The following is a 15,228-nucleotide window of genomic DNA, read 5'->3' on the forward strand; positions in this document are numbered from 1 at the left end:
ACATGATTCAACCCCGCACATCACATCTACCGGCACCAGCGCACGCAGGTACCGTCGCGGAGCCAGGTGATTGTTTGATCTCGGTGCGGGCGGGTATCGCGGGTGGCGGCGCCGGGAAACCGGTCGCCGGCCGATTGCCCACCCGCACCGCGACCGGAATGAGTATGCGCATGACCGTGACCTGGACCCCCGCCGTTGTTCCCGCCGAGCACAGCACCCATCCGGATCCGCACCTCACGCAGGTCGACGAGACGCTGCCCGACTGGCAGCGGGGGCAGGTGGCGTGGTTCAACGCCGAGAAGGGGTTCGGTTACCTGACCAGCGCCACCGGCGACGCGGTCTTCGTCGACTACCGCACGATCGACATGCCGGGATACAAAACCCTCAGCCCCGGGCAAGCGGTGGTGTTCACGCTGACCCACACCTGCGGCGGACCCGAGGCCACGCAGGTTCTTCCCTTCCCGTACGCCCGCGACGAATCCTGAGCCGGGTCGCGCGAATACCTCGGCGGTGACGGGGTACCGGCCAGATGTCGGCTTCCGCCGACTCCCACCCGACCGTCACGACGAAAGCGAAGATGTGAAAGCCGAACGCCTGGTCGAGGAATCGTTCGAGCTGGTCGCCCGCGTCCGGCGCGCCCGCGTCTTCCATCCGAACGGCCTCTGGTTCAGCGGGCACCTGCGCCCCGCCCCGGCCTTCGAGAGGTATTTCGGCGGCGGACAACGCGACGTCGAGGTCCGGCTGTCCAAAGCGCTCGGCATGCCGGGACGTGTGCCCGACGCCGTGGGAATCGGTCTGCGCGTGCGGACCCCCGGCGGGCGCTGGGACCTCGCCCTGGCGTCGACACCCACCGGCACGCTGACCCGATTCTTCGCGATACCCGTCCCGTCGTGGCGCCACGCGACCTACGGGACGCTGATGGCCTACCGGTTCGACGGCGGCGCCCCGCAGTGGATATTCGCCCGGCCGGACGCCGATCAACCCGCCGACGCCTCCCTGGCGACGCTGCGCGACTACACGACCACACACGGCCTCGGTTTCACGCTGACCGCAGCGCGACTGAACGGACCGGAAGAACCGTTCGCGAATCTGCGGCTCACCGCCGAAACCGCCGCCCCACCTCCCGAGGACGCCGTCGACCCGACCCTGCACCATCCGCCGGGCGTCGCGCTGGCCCCGCGGTTCATCACTCGCATCCGGCGCAGCGCCTACCGGGGCAGCCGCGAGGGACGCGGCGCGGAGCCCTCACCCGGCCACCCCCACTGAGGATTCATTCGTTCGCACTGTTGTCGTCGCACTGCGCCTGGCGGCGAATCCCGCAGCCGACGATCTGCGATAGACGGCTACGCGTTCGGGCGGGGCGGGTCGGCCGACAGACCCATGATGTCGTTCCACCACGAATCCAGGGGGCTGGGGTCCGGCCAGCTCACTGCGGCCGGTTGTTCGGCAGGCATCGAGGCCACGGCTTCATCGTCGACGAATACGGAATCTCTGTTACTCGGCATGCGGCTCACTCCTCGTTCCCCCAAGATCACAGCTGACTACCGAAAACCCCGATCGCGGCCTGCCAAACCACTTTTTCATCACACGAGGGAGACCGTAGGGTTGCCGACACAGGCCAGTGAACTCTTTTCCGACCGGCGAGGAGCAGAATTGCCGAATTTCACCGTCCGCCGCGTACTCACCGCCGCCGCGATCTCGGCCGCGGGACTCGCGGCACTGGCGTCGGGCGCGGCCGCCCAACCCAGCATTTACCATCCGGTGATCACACCGTGCAGCCAGCAGTTCCGTACCCCGCTGGAGCCGCAGCGACCGGGCGCCGAGGTGTATTGGAGTCCGTTCGGCACCGCCGGCATCGTCTGCTACGACGACGGCACCGGCATCGAGCACTACTACCAGCGCGATCCCGCCGGCAGCTGGCACGACATCAACGAACTGCTGCCGGGCCAGCACTTCTACGTGATCTTCACCTCCACCGTGCCGGACCAGGCCACCTGGGGATGAGCGGGGCCGCGGCTAGGACTCGAGCCGGATCGCGCGCAGAGCGAGGTACAGCTCGGCGGCGGATTTCGGGTCCGAGCAGCGCCGCCCGGTCAATGTCTCGATGCGGCGCAGCCGCTGATGGATCGTATTGCGGTGATAGTTGAGGCGTTGCGCCACTTCGGTATTGGAGCCGCCGCAGTCGAACCACAGATCGAGAGTGTCGAGCAGGGTGTCCCGGTCCTCGCAGGGCAGCTCGAGCACCGCTCCGAGGATGTCGTGGGCGAGTGCGCGCGCCGCGTCGGGCGCATGGGCCAGCACCAGGGGCACCGATGCGCTGCCGTAGCTGACGACGGCCGAGGTGCCGGGGCGGGCACAGCGCGCGGCGAGTTCGGCCTCGCGCACAGCCGCACCCGTACCCGTCAAGGCGGAGAAGGTGCGGCTGACGCCGACCCGGCCGGCCGCGATCTGCCGGAGCCGGGTCAGCGACGATTCCAGCGCGCGCGGACTGCCGAGGCTGATCAGCCCGATACTGGTTCCCGTGTCCTGCTGCCATGCCGAATTCACATAGGCCACGCGCAGCCGGCGCTCGGCACCCGGTAGCGGGTCGAGGGTCGGGACACCGGATTCGGCGTACACCGCGACGAACAGACCGGTCCGCGGCAGATGCAATGTCCGGCCGATCTCCGCGATCGCCGCCGCGTCGATCTCGCCGTGGAACAGCGTGTCCAGCAGTGCGCGGCGATCGGCGTCGGCGCGGGCGGCGCGCTCGGCCAGGTAGCCGGTGTAGGCGTTGGCGGCGGCACTCGAATAATCGTCGATCAGCCGCAGGATCTCCGAACCCAGCGCCGGCAGCATGACGTCACCGCCGGCGGTGGCGAGCGAGCGTTCCCAGATCAGGCGACCGGCCAGCCGATAGGCGTGCAGGAGCGCGGCCAGCGGGACCCCGAGTTCGGCCTTGGTGCGGCCGACGTCGGCGGCGGCCCGCAGGCGCCGCCCGTCGGCACCGGCGAGCTGGCCGAGGACCGCGCCCAGGTTGTCGTGGACGGCCGCGCGCAGCAGGGCCTCCGGTACAGCGGTGATCTCCGCGTAGGCGTGGTCTCCGGTGCGGATACGCCCGACCAGTTCGCACGTGAGGTCGTCGACCCCCGCGAGCAAGGTGCGGGCGACCGCCTCGGACCCGTTCGCGGCCGGTCCGATCAGGGTTGGCATGAGTCGATGGTACGAAAGCCGGCGACCCGTGGTGTGTGCTGGAGCACACCGGCCGCCGCCGAACCGGCGACTCGGGCACATGGTGCGACCCCGGCGGCAGCCTGCACCATCGACTTCGTCAGTGATCTGGGCCATATCGGCCCGCGTTCGTAGCGAATCGAAATGAGGTGCCGTCGTGTACGACTACGTCGTCGTAGGCGCGGGTTCGGCCGGCTGTGTGCTGGCCGCCCGGTTGTCCGAGAACCCCGATGTCCAGGTTGCCCTGATCGAGGCCGGTCCGCGCGACACCGCCGAGGAGATCCACATTCCGGTGGCGTTCCCGGCACTGTTCAAGGGGCCGTTGGACTGGGATCTCGACACCGAACCCGAGGCCGGCTTGTACGGCCGCCGCGCGTATCTGCCCCGCGGCCGCATGCTCGGCGGTTCCAGCTCGATGAACGCGATGATCTACATCCGCGGCGCCCGGGCCGACTACGACGGCTGGGCGGCCGTCGGCGCCGAGGGCTGGAGCTACGACGAGGTGCTGCCGTACTTCCTGCGGGCCGAGGACAACGAACGCGGCAAGGACGCCTATCACGGCGTCGGCGGCCCGCTGTCGGTCAGCGACGGCCGCTCCCTCAACCCCCTCGGCGAGGCCTTCCTCGCCGCGGCCGAACAGGCCGGCTACGGCCGCAACGACGACTTCAACGGGGCAACCCAGACGGGCGTGGGCCGCTACCAGCTGACCCAGCGAAACGGTATGCGCTGCAGCGCATCCGTCGCCTACCTGCACCCCGCGCTCGAACGACCGAACCTCACCGTCCTCACCGACACCCTCGCCCACAAGGTGGTGTTCGACGGCGGCCGGGCGACCGGCGTGCTCATCGCCCGCGGCGCCGAGACGGAGCTGATCGCCGCGCGGCGCGAGGTGGTGCTGTCGGCCGGCGCCTACGGTTCGGCGCAGCTGCTGATGCTGTCCGGCGTCGGCCCCGCCGAGGCGATCGCTCCCTTCGGGATCGAGGTCCTGCGCGAGTTGCCGGTCGGGCAGAACCTGCAGGATCATCCGGCGGTCTTCCTGAACTACCGCACCGACCGCGAATCGCTGATGACCGCGCTGTCGCCGGAGAATCTCGCACTGTTGCAGACCGAGGGCCGCGGCCCGCTGACCTCGAATGTCGGTGAGGCGGGTGGTTTCTTCGAGACGCGGCCGGGATTGGCGGGACCGGATGTGCAGTTCCATCAGGCACCCGCGCTGTTCTACGACGAGGGTATGGGACCGGCGGTCGCGCACGGCTTCGGATTCGGCCCCTGCGTGATCAACCCGACCAGCCGGGGTGAGGTGACGCTGCGCTCGGCCGATCCGGCCACCGCACCGCGTATCCGGCACAACTACCTCGGCACCGAGGCCGACCGGGCCGCCATGATCGCCGGCCTGCGGATCGGACTCGACATCGCCGACCGGGCCGCGATCCGCGAGGTCACCACCGGCGAATTCAGCGTTCCCGCATCGGATTCCGACGACGATCTGCTCGATTTCGCGCGCCGCACCGCCCAGACGCTGTATCACCCGACCTCGACCTGCGCCATCGGCTCGGTGGTCGACCCGCAGTTGCGGGTGCTGGGACTGGAGGGTCTGCGGGTCGCCGACGCGTCGGTCATGCCGAGCGTCGTGCGCGGTAACACCAACGCCCCGACCATCATGATCGCGGAGAAGGCCGCCGATCTGATCACCGCCGACCACGAAGGAGCGGTCCGATGAGCAGCGCGCTGACCTCCGCCGTCGATACGGCGATCGCCGCCTTGCGCGTCGGCGAAAAGACCTGGGGTACTATCGATCTGGCGCAACGCCGGCTCCTGCTCGAGCAGGTGCACGCGGCCACCGCGGCGCACGCGCGGGAATGGGTGGATGTCGCCGCCCGCATCAAGGGCCTGCCGGCCGACTCACCGCTGCTGGGCGAAGAGTGGGTGAGCGGACCGTACTCACTGCTCACGGCCACCGCGTCGCTCGCCGAGAGTGTGCGCGCGCTGGAGAACGGGCGCAGCCCGATCGACGGATACCCGATCCGTCCGGCGCCCGGCGGCCGGGTGGCGGTCGACGTGTTCCCGCACGGACTGTTCGATCGGCTGCTGCTCAACGGTTTTCGCGCCGAGGTCTGGTCCCGGCCGGGCGTGGACGCGCGGACGCTGCGCGCGCAGGCAGGGCTGGGCCAGCGGACACCCCGCAGTACCGGCGGCATCGGGGTGGTGCTGGGCGCGGGCAACATCTTCTCGATCGCGCCGCTCGATGTGCTGTACCAGTTGTTCGCCGACAATCGCGTCGTCGCGCTGAAACTCAACCCGATCACCGATCCCCTGCTGCCGGTCCTGGAGCGGATCTTCGCTCCGGCGATCGACCGCGGACTGGTGCGCATCCTCACCGGCGGCGCCGACGTCGGCGCGGCCCTGGTGCATCACCCCGCGGTGACGGCGGTGCACATGACCGGCAGCGCGGCCACCCACGACGCCATCGTCTGGGGCACCGGGCGCGCCGGCGCGCAGCGCAAGGCGAGCGGAAAACCGTTGCTGGACAAGCCGATCACCAGCGAGCTCGGCGGTGTGTCCCCGACGATCGTGGTTCCGGGGCGCTGGTCGGACGCGGATCTGCGTTTCCAGGCCGAACATCTGGCGACGCAGCGGCTGCACAACAACGGCTACAACTGCGTCGCCGCGCAGGTGGCCGTCATCAGCGCCGAGTGGCCGCAGAAGCGGCGTTTTCTCGACGAACTGCGGGCCGCGATCGAGCGGGCGCCCCAGCGGGCGGATTACTACCCCGGCTCCGGGGATCGGGTGGCCGCGGCCCGCGCGGCCTACCCGCAGGCCCAGGCGATCGGCCCGCGCACACTGATCGAGGGGCTGGTGCCCACCCGTGGCGAGTCCGCCCTGCACACCGAATATTTCGCGCCGGTCCTCGGGGTGGTCGAAATTCCCGGCGCGGCGGACGATTTTCTCGCCGAGGCGGTGCGGGTGTGCAACGACGAGTTCGAGGGCACGCTCGGGGTCAACCTGATCGCGCATCCGCGCACCATCGCCGGGCTCGGCAGCGAATTCGACACGGCCCTAGCGGCATTGCGCTACGGGACGGTCGCGGTCAACGCCTGGACCGGATTGGGGTATCTCACCGCGCGGGCCACCTGGGGCGCCTTCCCCGGCCACACCCTCGACGACATCCAGAGCGGTATCGGCGTCGTGCACAACGCCCTGCTGATCGCCGAGCCGGAGCGCACGGTCGTCTACGGACCGTTCCGGCCGGCGCCGCGATCCATCGTCCACGGCGAATTCACGCTCTCGCCGAAACCGCCGTGGTTCGTCACCAACCGCACCGGCGCCACGACGCTGCGCCGGCTCACCGGATTCGCCGCGAAGCCCGGATTCGGCTCGCTGCCGGGCATTTTCGCGTCCGCGTTGCGCGGCTAGCACTACCCGTCCCACCCCTGACGTGCAGGCGGGCCCATCGGCCCGCCTGCACGTCCGCATCACACTCCCGATGAAGGAAGTACCTCCGCGCGATGACACCCCCGGCTCGCTCCGCCCTCCCCGTCCCCATGCCGAGCACCATGCAGGACGAACCCCTGTCGCTGGCCACCCTGCTGCGGTTCGCCGCCCGGGCCCATCCCCACGCCACCGTGCGCACCTGGACCGGACCGGTTCCCGGGTCATGACCTATGCCGAGCTCGGCGCCGAGGCAGCCCGGCTCGCCCATGCGCTCGCCGAACTGGGGGTGCGCCCGGGCGACCGGGTCGGCACCTTCATGTGGAACAACAACGAGCATCTGGTCGCCTACGCGGGTGTCCCCGCCATGGGCGCGGTCCTGCACACCGTGAACATCCGGCTCTTTCCGGAGCAACTGACCTATGTGATCGAGCACGCCGCCGACCGCGTGATCATCGTCGACGGTTCGCTGACGACCGCGTTCGCCGCGGTCCTGCCCACGCTGACGACCGTGCGGCACGTGATCGTCACCAACGGCGATGCGAGCGACCTGATCGCCCCCGACGGTATCGAGGTGCATGCGTTCGACGATCTGCTCGCCGGCCACGCCACCGACTACCCGTATCCGCGAATCGACGAAACATCCGCGGCCGCAATGTGTTACACCTCCGGCACAACGGGCGACCCCAAGGGAGTGGTCTACTCCCACCGCTCCGACTGGCTGCATTCGATGAACGCGTGCACCTCCGACGGCATGGGAATCTCGCGCACGGATTCGATGCTGGCGATCGTGCCGATGTTCCATGCCAACGCCTGGGGATTGCCGTATGCCGCGCTGATGTGCGGCGCCTCGCTCGTCATGCCGGATCGGTTCCTGCAGCCCGCGGCGCTGCTGGAGCTGATGGCCGCCGAACGTCCGAGCTTCGCCGCGGCGGTGCCGACGGTGTGGAACGGGGTCCTCGTCGCGCTCGCCGCGAGCCCGCAGGACATCACCCATCTGCGCTCGGTGGTGGTCGGCGGTGCCGCGGTGCCGGCACAGATGATTCGCGCCTTCGCCGACGATCACGGCGTCGAGATCATCCAGGCGTGGGGGATGACCGAAACCTCGCCGCTGGGCACCATCGCCTGGCCGCCTCCGGGATCGTCCGGCGCGGAGGAATTCCGTTATCGCGCGACGCAGGGGCGATTCCCCGCCTCGGTGCAGGCGCGTCTGATCGGAGACGACGGGTCCGTCCAGCCGTGGGACGGAAAGTCACTGGGCCAGTTGCAGGTTCGCGGTCCGTGGATCACCGGCGCCTACTACGCCCCGAACGAAGCGGCCGCGGATTCCGGCACGGTCCCCGACGGGTGGATGAGTACCGGCGATATCGGAACCATCAGCCCCGACGGCTATCTGACCCTGGTGGACCGGGCCAAGGACATCATCAAATCGGGCGGGGAATGGATCTCGTCGGTGGATCTGGAGAACGCCGTGATGGCGCATCCGGCCGTCGCGGAGGCCGCGGTATTCGGTGTGCCCGACGAGAAGTGGGACGAACGGCCGGTCGTCGCGACGGTGCTGCGGGCCGGCGCCCACGCCGGCGCCGCCGAGTTGCGGCGCTTCCTGACCGATAAATTCGCCCGCTGGCAATTGCCGGAACGCTGGGCCTTCCTCACCGAGATACCGAAGACGAGCGTCGGGAAATTCGACAAGAAGGTCCTGCGCGCTCGGTATGCGTCGGGCGAGCTGGATATCGTGACCTCGGCGACCTGATCGGAGCCCGCGCGGATTACCGCGGTGGCTGCGATGACCGCATCCGCGTCCGGCCCGCCGCGGAAAGCGGCGGGCCGGATCGTTCTGTGGCGAGGCCGCTGCGCGACCGCCGTTCAGCGGGTGGCGATGATCGCCGAACCGTGGCCGAACAGGCCCTGGTTCACAGCGATACCGGCGCGGGCGTTCTCCACCTGCCGCCCGTCGGCCTGGCCGCGCAACTGCCAGGTGAGTTCGCAGATCTGCGCGATCGCCTGCGCCGGGATGGCCTCACCGAAGCAGGCCAGGCCACCGCTGGGATTCACCGGCACGCGGCCACCCAAAGTAGTTGCGCCGCTGCGCAACAGCTCCTCGGCGCCGCCGATCTCGCACAGCCCGATGTCTTCGTACCAATCCAGCTCCAGCGCGGTGGACAGGTCGTAGACCTCGGCGAAGGACAGGTCGGCGGGACCGAGTCCGGCCTCCGCGTAGGCGGCATCCGCGATCGCGGACCGGAACGACCGCGAGGGCGTATCGAAGGCCACCGCGGAGTCGGTCGCGAAGTCCGGCAGATCGAGAACGGTTTTCGGGAAGGTCGGCGTGACCGTCGACAGCGCCCGGATGCGGACCGGATCGGCGATACCGTGGCGGCGGGCGTAGTCCATCGACGTCAGCACCAGCGCGGCGCCGCCGTCACTGGTCGCGCAGATGTCGAGCAGTCGCAACGGATCGGAGACGATCGCCGAGGCCGCGACCTCCTCGGCCGCGACCTCTTTGCGGTAGCGCGCGTAAGGGTTGTTCAGGCCGTGCTTGGCGTTCTTCACCTTGACGGCGGCGAAATCGTCGAGCGTTGCCCCGTGCAGCGCCATCCGCCGGCGCGCGTAGAGCGCGAAGTAGATGGGGTTGGTGGCGCCGAGCAGATGGAAACGCAACCAGTCCGGATCGTCGCGGCGCTCGCCGCCGACCGGCTGGAAGAACCCCTTCGGGGCGGCATCCGCACCGACCACGAGCGCCACATCGGTCAGCCCGGCCAGGATCTGGGCCCGCGCGTTGGCGATGGCCTGGGCACCGGAGGCGCAGGCGGCGTAGCTGCTCGAGATCCGGGCGCCGGACCAGCCGAGCGCCTGGGCGAAGGTCGCACCCGACACGAATCCGGGGTAGCCGTTGCGGATCGTGTCCGCGCCGGCGATGTAGCCGACGTCGCGGTGGTCGACGCCGGCATCGGCCAGTGCCGCCCGCGCGGCCACCAGGCCGTATTCGACGAAATTGCGACCCCATTTGCCCCACTGGTGCATACCCGCACCGAGGACGGCGATATCGCGCTCGTTGTCAGGCATCGACCGGCCTCCACATCCACACCGTGTGCTCCGCTTCCTCGTCCTCGTACAGCACGCCCAGCGCCAGCTCGACCGGCATGCCCACGGCCAGGTCGTCCACGGTGAGGCCGCGCACGACCTGCCCGAGAATCACCATCTGCTCTTCCTCGAGTTCCACCGCCGCGACGACGTACGGCTCGAACGGATCCGGCGACACATAGGGTGCGGGCGGTTTGTAGCGGGCGTCCGCGTACGACCAGATCCGGCCTCGCGTGGAGAACAGATACTCGACCAGTTCGGATCCGTCCTTCGGACTCGCGCACTGCGGGTTGCGGCAGGCCAGCGTGTTCCGCGGGAAGTACGGTGTGCCGCAGACCTCGCAGCGACTTCCCTGGAGACGTACGGTGCCGTCGTCCGCAGTGAACCAGCCTTCCACGGCGGGGCGTTGTTCTTTCTGCACAGCGCCGACGATATAGGAACACGTTCTATTTTGGCGAGGAAATCCGCTCCGCCGATGCGCGCGCCCGGGTACGGTGTGACCGGATCGAGGATGGCCCCCACCCTCGAGTCGATCTGGAGTACCACACCGCGATGGGCATGAAAATCATTGACCCGCAGTCGATTCGCAACGTCACGATCGTCGGGGCTCCCGGGGAGACGGCGGCGCTCATCGACCGGCTGCGCCGCCGGGCCGCCGGAAACGGGTCCCACTCAGCGGTCACCGTCGACTGGGTGACCGACCGCGTCGAGCACACGATTCGCCTGACCGAGCTGTCGAGCCACGCGGCGATCGCGGAACTCGAACGGGCCGTGCGGACGGCCGACGGGGTGGTCGCGGTGATGAACGCGGCCGCGGCGAGCGCGGCGCGGCTCGAGGCGATTCTGCGGGTGGCAGACGACCATCAGGTCGCCCGCCTGTGCCTGGTGCACGGACTCGACCATCGCGCGGCGGATTTCGGCCGCTGCGTGCGCACTGTCGCCGCCACGCGCGGAGCGGTGCCGCTGACGGTGCAGATTCCGCTCGGTATCGGGGCCGCATTCGAGGGCGTCGTCGATCTGATCCCGATGTGGGCACTCGAACCGATGGCCGTCGAATTCTTCGGCAGCCACTGGCCGGTGGCCGAACAGCGGTATCACGAGCTCGTCGACGCGGTGCTGGCGCAGGACACCGCACGCCCCGGCGTGCCGAGCACCGGGAAGTTGCCGCCGCAACAGTTGTACGACCGGATCCGCCGCCTCACCCGGATCGGCGACGTGGTGCCCATCCTGTGCGATGCGTCGCCGCGCACCGACGACACCGCCGCACTGCTGGACGCGATGGTCCGGTACTTGCCGTCACCGATGCACGTCTGCCAACCGGAGCATGCGCTCGACCAGTGAACGACTGGGCCGATGAGCGACTCGGCGACGCCGCCGACACCCGCGCGGTGGATTCGGCTCGCCGGTAACGAGCCGAATCCGTCGCGATCACCAACCGGAGCCGGAGCCACCCGAACCGGTGTTGGCAAGGATGGTGCCGATCACCATCTGCAGGATGCCAGCGACAGAGCCAAGAAATTCCACGGTGTCCTCCGACTTTCTCATCCGCCGAGTGTCCGGCGTAGCGGAGAACCTAGCTCAGCAATCTTGTGAAAGAAAGACATTTCGGAAAATTCGGTACCACTCACGGACACTCCGCAGAACCGGAACCCGTGGTGACGCCACCGCGACGCGATACATTACCACTCGGAAAAGTTGCGAACGAGACGGTTTCGAACACTCCGCGACCTTCCGGCAATTGGCGTTTACCCCCGGCGGCGCCGGGTAGCTCGCGGTCGCCATCTGGGGCAGCGGCGGGGTCGGGCTGATGGCCGGGCATTCGGCGCGGCTGCTCGGCGCCGAACGCGTGATCGTGATCGACCGCTATCGCGAACGTCTGGCGCTGGCGTTCCCGATGGCCGTCGTCACCAACAAGAGCCTCACGATCCGCAGCGCACAACAGCACGGCCAGCGCTACGTCCGCCGCATCTTCGACTACATCCAGCCGGGCGACCATCCGTCCTATCTGATCACCCACGACCTCCCGCTGGAGGACGCCGTGCACGGGTACGACCTGTTCAAGAACAAACGAGAAGGCTGCGTGCGCGCGATCTTCCGCCCGTGACGCGAACCGACCCGCGAGCCACTGTTCTCACCCTGCTCAACGACGCTCTCGCCAACTCGATTAGCATTTTCGCCGCGTCACATAAGAGCTGAGTGGAGGGTGGGTTTTCATGGCCAAGAAGGTCATCGTCGAGCTGGTGGACGACTACGACGGCAAGTCCGATGCCGACCAGACGGTGCACTTCGGCATCGACGGGGTCGAATACGAAATCGACCTGTCGACCAAGAACGCCGAGAAACTGCGCAAGATCTTCGAGCAGTGGACCGGGTCCGCTCGCAAGGTCGGCCGAAACCGCAAGGGCGCCGTCAAGTCCGGCGCCGCCCGCACGACCCCGGACCGCGAGCAGACCGCCGCCATCCGGGAGTGGGCGCGCAACAACGGCTACGAGATCTCGAGCCGTGGCCGTATCCACAAGGACATCGTCGAGGCATACAACAAAGCCGGCTAGACGACGGTCGGCCCGTCACGAATCTGCCAGTGTCACGGCGCGCGCCATGAGCGCGTCCGCGACGGCACGGGGACGACGGCCGAGCCCGCAGGCGCAGGCGACGCCGTCGACGCGGCGGCCCAGCGCATTTTCGATGGTGTACAGCGTCTTTCGCTGCTCATCCTCGGTCGGCACGTCGTGGACGACACCCGCGTAGAAGCGGGTGCCCGCGGGCAGGGACAGATCGGCGAGGGGCGCGTAGAACCGGGACTCCGCAGCCGGCGGTCTGTCGCCCGCGGCGAAGGGAACATGGACGTACTCCAGCGTGCGTCCGGAAGGCCATTGTCGCGCAACGGAATTGGCCAGGTCGACGAACGGCCGGGCGGTGCGCAGCGGCACGCCCTTGTTGTGCAGGCTGCCCAAGCACAGGTGCACGCCGATCCGGCTGCCCTCCGGGGCCGCGGCGGCCAGCGCCGCGATTCCCCGGCCCGAGCCCAGCAGCCGCTCCACCATGCGGTGCGCGGGTTGGGTCAGCGCCATCGCCACCAGCTCCGCGGTGGCCTCCAACTGGATGACGACATCGTCGCCGCCCGTCCGCGCGATGGCGGCGATCTCTCCCATGGTGGCCTCGGTGAACGCGGTGCGTTCGGAGCGAATTCCATTGGGCCCCAATGCGACGAACGCCAGGGTGAGATCGGTCGGCATGCCGATCTGCAACGCGAGTCCGGGCCGGCCCAGATCGGCGCGCACGGCGGAGAAGATCGGCAGCGCTTCGGTCGCTTCCCTGGAATACCCGAGGTCCATACCGTCCCCGATTGCCGTGCGGCCCTCCGGTACCCGGTATCGAGGTCGATCGCGCCGAGTCCGCCACTCCCCCGCCCGGGTGACCTCGAGCGCGCCCTGGGCGACCAGGTCCTCCAGGATCGGCCGGACGTAGTATTCGTACCGGCGGGTCTCACCGGTGGGCAGGGTCTGTAACAGCGGACCGGCACCGTCGGCCATCGCCCGCATCGCCTCATCCGTGCTCGCGGCGGGGAAGCTCCCCACGAAATGCACGCTGCGCGAAGGCATTTACCTATCGTAACCGGTCGGCCGACGCCGCGGGACGCATCGAGAGACGGGGGTGGGACGCGGTCGGCGCGGGCCGATCCACATCGGGTGTTTGCACACAATTTACGGGCTCGCATTCTCGGCGAAGCCCGGGCGGCCGCGATCGCCCCTAGACTCGCTGCCACGTCTCGCACCTCGAGACGACTCGTCGTTCGACCAGCGCCGTGCGAACACCGTCCCGCGCCTCGCCGAGGCGCCACCCAGCTGTCCGGGCTCGATCCGGTGCACCCGTGCCGCCGGTGAACCGCCCCGGACCGTCCCCCGGGAGGTAACGATGGCCGTCTCGCCCAGCTCCGTCTCGCACGCGGAAGGGACCACCGTCCACCTCCGGACGCCGGGCGAATCGTTCGCCACCGGACCGCAGCGCGCGGCGACGCCGCCGTCGACCACGATCCCCGCCGCGGCGGAATCCGGACCGCCACGGCAGTTGAGCGCGCTGGACCTGCATCTGCTGGACAGCGAAACCGCCTCGGCGCCCATGCATATCGGCGCCGTCATGCTGCTCGACTCGGGCCGCGGGCCGCGCGGCGCCCTGGACGTCGGCACCCTGCGGCGGCTGTTCGCCGCCCGGCTGCACCTGGTGGCGCCGCTGCGCCGCCGGGTCCGCACCGTGCCACTGGGCCTCGACGAGCCGTACTGGGACGACTGCGCCACCGTCGACCTGGGTTTCCACGTGCGCGAGGTGCGACTACCCGACGGGGCGACCGACGCCGACCTCGCCGACTATGTCGCCCGCCGCCACGCTCAGCCGCTCGACCGATCCCGTCCGCTGTGGGAGTGCCACCTGGTCTCCGGACTCTCGGGCGGCCGCCAGGCGGTCTACACGAAGGTGCACCACGCGGTGATCGACGGCGTATCCGCGGCGGAGATCATGGGGGCGATCCTCGACATCTCCGAAACACCGACGCCCACACCGCCTCCCGAGGCCGGCATCCGCCGTGACCGCACGCCGTCGATGGTGGAGATGCTGGCCCGCAGCGCTCCCAAGGCGGTGACCCGCCAATCTGCTCGCACGCGTGCCGCGCTCGACGCGGTCCCGACCCTGCTGCGCACCCGGGACGCCTTCCGCGCCAAACACGACGCCGTCCCGTTCAACCACCCGCTCACCACGACCCGCAGCGTCGCCTACACCTCGCTGCCCCTGGATGCGGTCAAGGCGATCAAGAAGTCGATCGACGGCACGGTCAACGATGTCGTGATGGCCCTGTGCACCTCGGCACTGCGCAACTGGATGCTCGACCGCGAAATCCCCGTCGACCGGCCCCTACTGGCCGCGATCCCGGTCTCGGTGCGCACGCCCGAACAGTTCGGCACCGCGGGAAATCAGTTCTCGCTCATGCTGTCCCCGCTGCCGATCGGTGAGCACGATCCGCACGCCCGGCTGAAACTGCTGCACAACAATCTGCTCGTGGCCAAGGACCGATTCGGCAGACAGCCACCGACCCTGCTGCACGAACTGACCACATTGCTCACACCGGCCCTGCACGGCCTGCCGACGCGGGCGCTGCTGCGCGCCGCCGCCCCCACCCTCCCTCTGGTCAACCTGATCGTCTCGAACGTCCCAGGACCGCAGATTCCGCTGTATCTCGACGGCATTCGCGTGCTGGCCAGCTATCCGGTCTCGGTGCTCACCGAGTTGTCCGGCAGCCTGAACATCACCGTGATGTCCTACGACGGGCACCTCGATTTCGGCATCGTCGCCTGCCCGGAGGCCGTTCCCGACGTCTGGGACCTCACCACACACCTCGCGGATGCGCTGGCCGAGTTGCAGCAGAGCTCGTGATGCGGCGCACGACCCTTTGGTAATATGACTCTCCGATACTGAGAACGTCATATACGCGAGGGGTCCGATGGTGGACGATCC

General features: G+C 69.1%; 13 protein-coding genes and 2 pseudogenes. 10 read left to right on the forward strand and 5 right to left on the reverse strand.

Annotation, left to right across the window (positions count from 1 at the left end; genetic code table 11):
- Positions 1–83: 83 nt before the first annotated feature.
- A complete protein-coding gene (locus tag RJ03_RS38915; RefSeq protein ID WP_305080238.1) occupies positions 84–485 on the forward strand; it encodes a cold shock domain-containing protein in 402 nt (133 codons plus the stop codon).
- A 94-nt stretch (positions 486–579) separates the two neighbouring features.
- Complete coding sequence (locus RJ03_RS22530; protein ID WP_051025096.1) at positions 580–1,266, forward strand: hypothetical protein; 687 nt, start codon at positions 580–582, stop codon at positions 1,264–1,266.
- Positions 1,267–1,343: 77 nt separating this feature from the next.
- On the opposite strand, the gene RJ03_RS37310 is transcribed toward RJ03_RS22530, so the two are convergent.
- Positions 1,344–1,505: a hypothetical protein gene (locus RJ03_RS37310; RefSeq protein WP_157121778.1), complete on the reverse strand. Its 162-nt coding sequence runs from the start codon at positions 1,503–1,505 to the stop codon at positions 1,344–1,346.
- A 148-nt stretch (positions 1,506–1,653) separates the two neighbouring features.
- On the opposite strand from RJ03_RS37310, the gene RJ03_RS22535 reads away from it, so the two are divergent.
- On the forward strand, positions 1,654–2,004 hold the full coding sequence (locus RJ03_RS22535) for a hypothetical protein (RefSeq protein ID WP_036505578.1): 351 nt from the start codon (positions 1,654–1,656) through the stop codon (positions 2,002–2,004).
- Between the two features lie 12 nt (positions 2,005–2,016).
- On the opposite strand, the gene RJ03_RS22540 is transcribed toward RJ03_RS22535, so the two are convergent.
- Positions 2,017–3,192 carry a PucR family transcriptional regulator gene (locus RJ03_RS22540; RefSeq protein WP_051025097.1) on the reverse strand — a complete coding sequence of 392 codons (1,176 nt, stop codon included), beginning with the start codon at positions 3,190–3,192 and terminating at the stop codon, positions 2,017–2,019.
- 175 nt (positions 3,193–3,367) lie between these two features.
- Between RJ03_RS22540 and RJ03_RS22545 the strand changes: the two genes are divergently transcribed.
- From RJ03_RS22545 to RJ03_RS22555, 3 genes and pseudogenes are all read left to right on the forward strand, one after another.
- A complete protein-coding gene (locus tag RJ03_RS22545) occupies positions 3,368–4,930 on the forward strand; it encodes a GMC family oxidoreductase (protein WP_036505579.1) in 1,563 nt (520 codons plus the stop codon).
- Entirely contained in the window at positions 4,927–6,624 is a 1,698-nt protein-coding gene (locus RJ03_RS22550; RefSeq protein WP_036505580.1) for an aldehyde dehydrogenase family protein, read from the forward strand. Before RJ03_RS22545 ends, RJ03_RS22550 begins: the two co-directional genes overlap by 4 nt.
- A gap of 128 nt (positions 6,625–6,752) precedes the next feature.
- A pseudogene (locus tag RJ03_RS22555) lies at positions 6,753–8,392 on the forward strand (long-chain fatty acid--CoA ligase).
- 113 nt (positions 8,393–8,505) lie between these two features.
- Here the strand turns inward: RJ03_RS22555 and RJ03_RS22560 are convergent.
- Positions 8,506–9,705, reverse strand: a complete 1,200-nt coding sequence (locus RJ03_RS22560) for a lipid-transfer protein (RefSeq protein ID WP_036505581.1) — start codon at positions 9,703–9,705, stop codon at positions 8,506–8,508.
- A complete protein-coding gene (locus tag RJ03_RS22565) occupies positions 9,698–10,144 on the reverse strand; it encodes a Zn-ribbon domain-containing OB-fold protein (RefSeq protein WP_439956266.1) in 447 nt (148 codons plus the stop codon). Before RJ03_RS22565 ends, RJ03_RS22560 begins: the two co-directional genes overlap by 8 nt.
- Positions 10,145–10,281: 137 nt before the next feature.
- Here RJ03_RS22565 and RJ03_RS22570 point away from each other — a divergent pair, with 137 nt between their 5' ends.
- The 3 genes and pseudogenes from RJ03_RS22570 (at position 10,282) to RJ03_RS22580 (ending at position 12,275) form a co-directional block, all read left to right on the forward strand.
- The gene (locus RJ03_RS22570) at positions 10,282–11,064 is read left to right on the forward strand and encodes a hypothetical protein (protein WP_245552358.1); all 783 of its coding nucleotides are present in this window, start codon (positions 10,282–10,284) and stop codon (positions 11,062–11,064) included.
- Positions 11,065–11,497: 433 nt separating this feature from the next.
- Positions 11,498–11,827 (forward strand): annotated as a pseudogene (locus tag RJ03_RS22575) (glutathione-dependent formaldehyde dehydrogenase); the annotation flags it as partial.
- Between the two features lie 109 nt (positions 11,828–11,936).
- Positions 11,937–12,275 (forward strand): histone-like nucleoid-structuring protein Lsr2, encoded by a 339-nt coding sequence (locus RJ03_RS22580; RefSeq protein WP_036505585.1) that lies wholly within the window; start codon positions 11,937–11,939, stop codon positions 12,273–12,275.
- A 15-nt stretch (positions 12,276–12,290) separates the two neighbouring features.
- Here RJ03_RS22580 and RJ03_RS22585 read toward each other — a convergent pair whose 3' ends face one another.
- Positions 12,291–13,325, reverse strand: coding sequence for a hypothetical protein (locus RJ03_RS22585; RefSeq protein WP_036505586.1), 1,035 nt, complete (start codon positions 13,323–13,325; stop codon positions 12,291–12,293).
- A gap of 313 nt (positions 13,326–13,638) precedes the next feature.
- Between RJ03_RS22585 and RJ03_RS22590 the strand changes: the two genes are divergently transcribed.
- A complete protein-coding gene (locus RJ03_RS22590) occupies positions 13,639–15,147 on the forward strand; it encodes a WS/DGAT/MGAT family O-acyltransferase (RefSeq protein WP_083871269.1) in 1,509 nt (502 codons plus the stop codon).
- Positions 15,148–15,228 lie beyond the last annotated feature (81 nt).

Origin of the sequence: Nocardia aobensis NBRC 100429 (assembly GCF_000308375.1) — a bacterium.
Classification (GTDB): domain Bacteria; phylum Actinomycetota; class Actinomycetes; order Mycobacteriales; family Mycobacteriaceae; genus Nocardia; species Nocardia aobensis.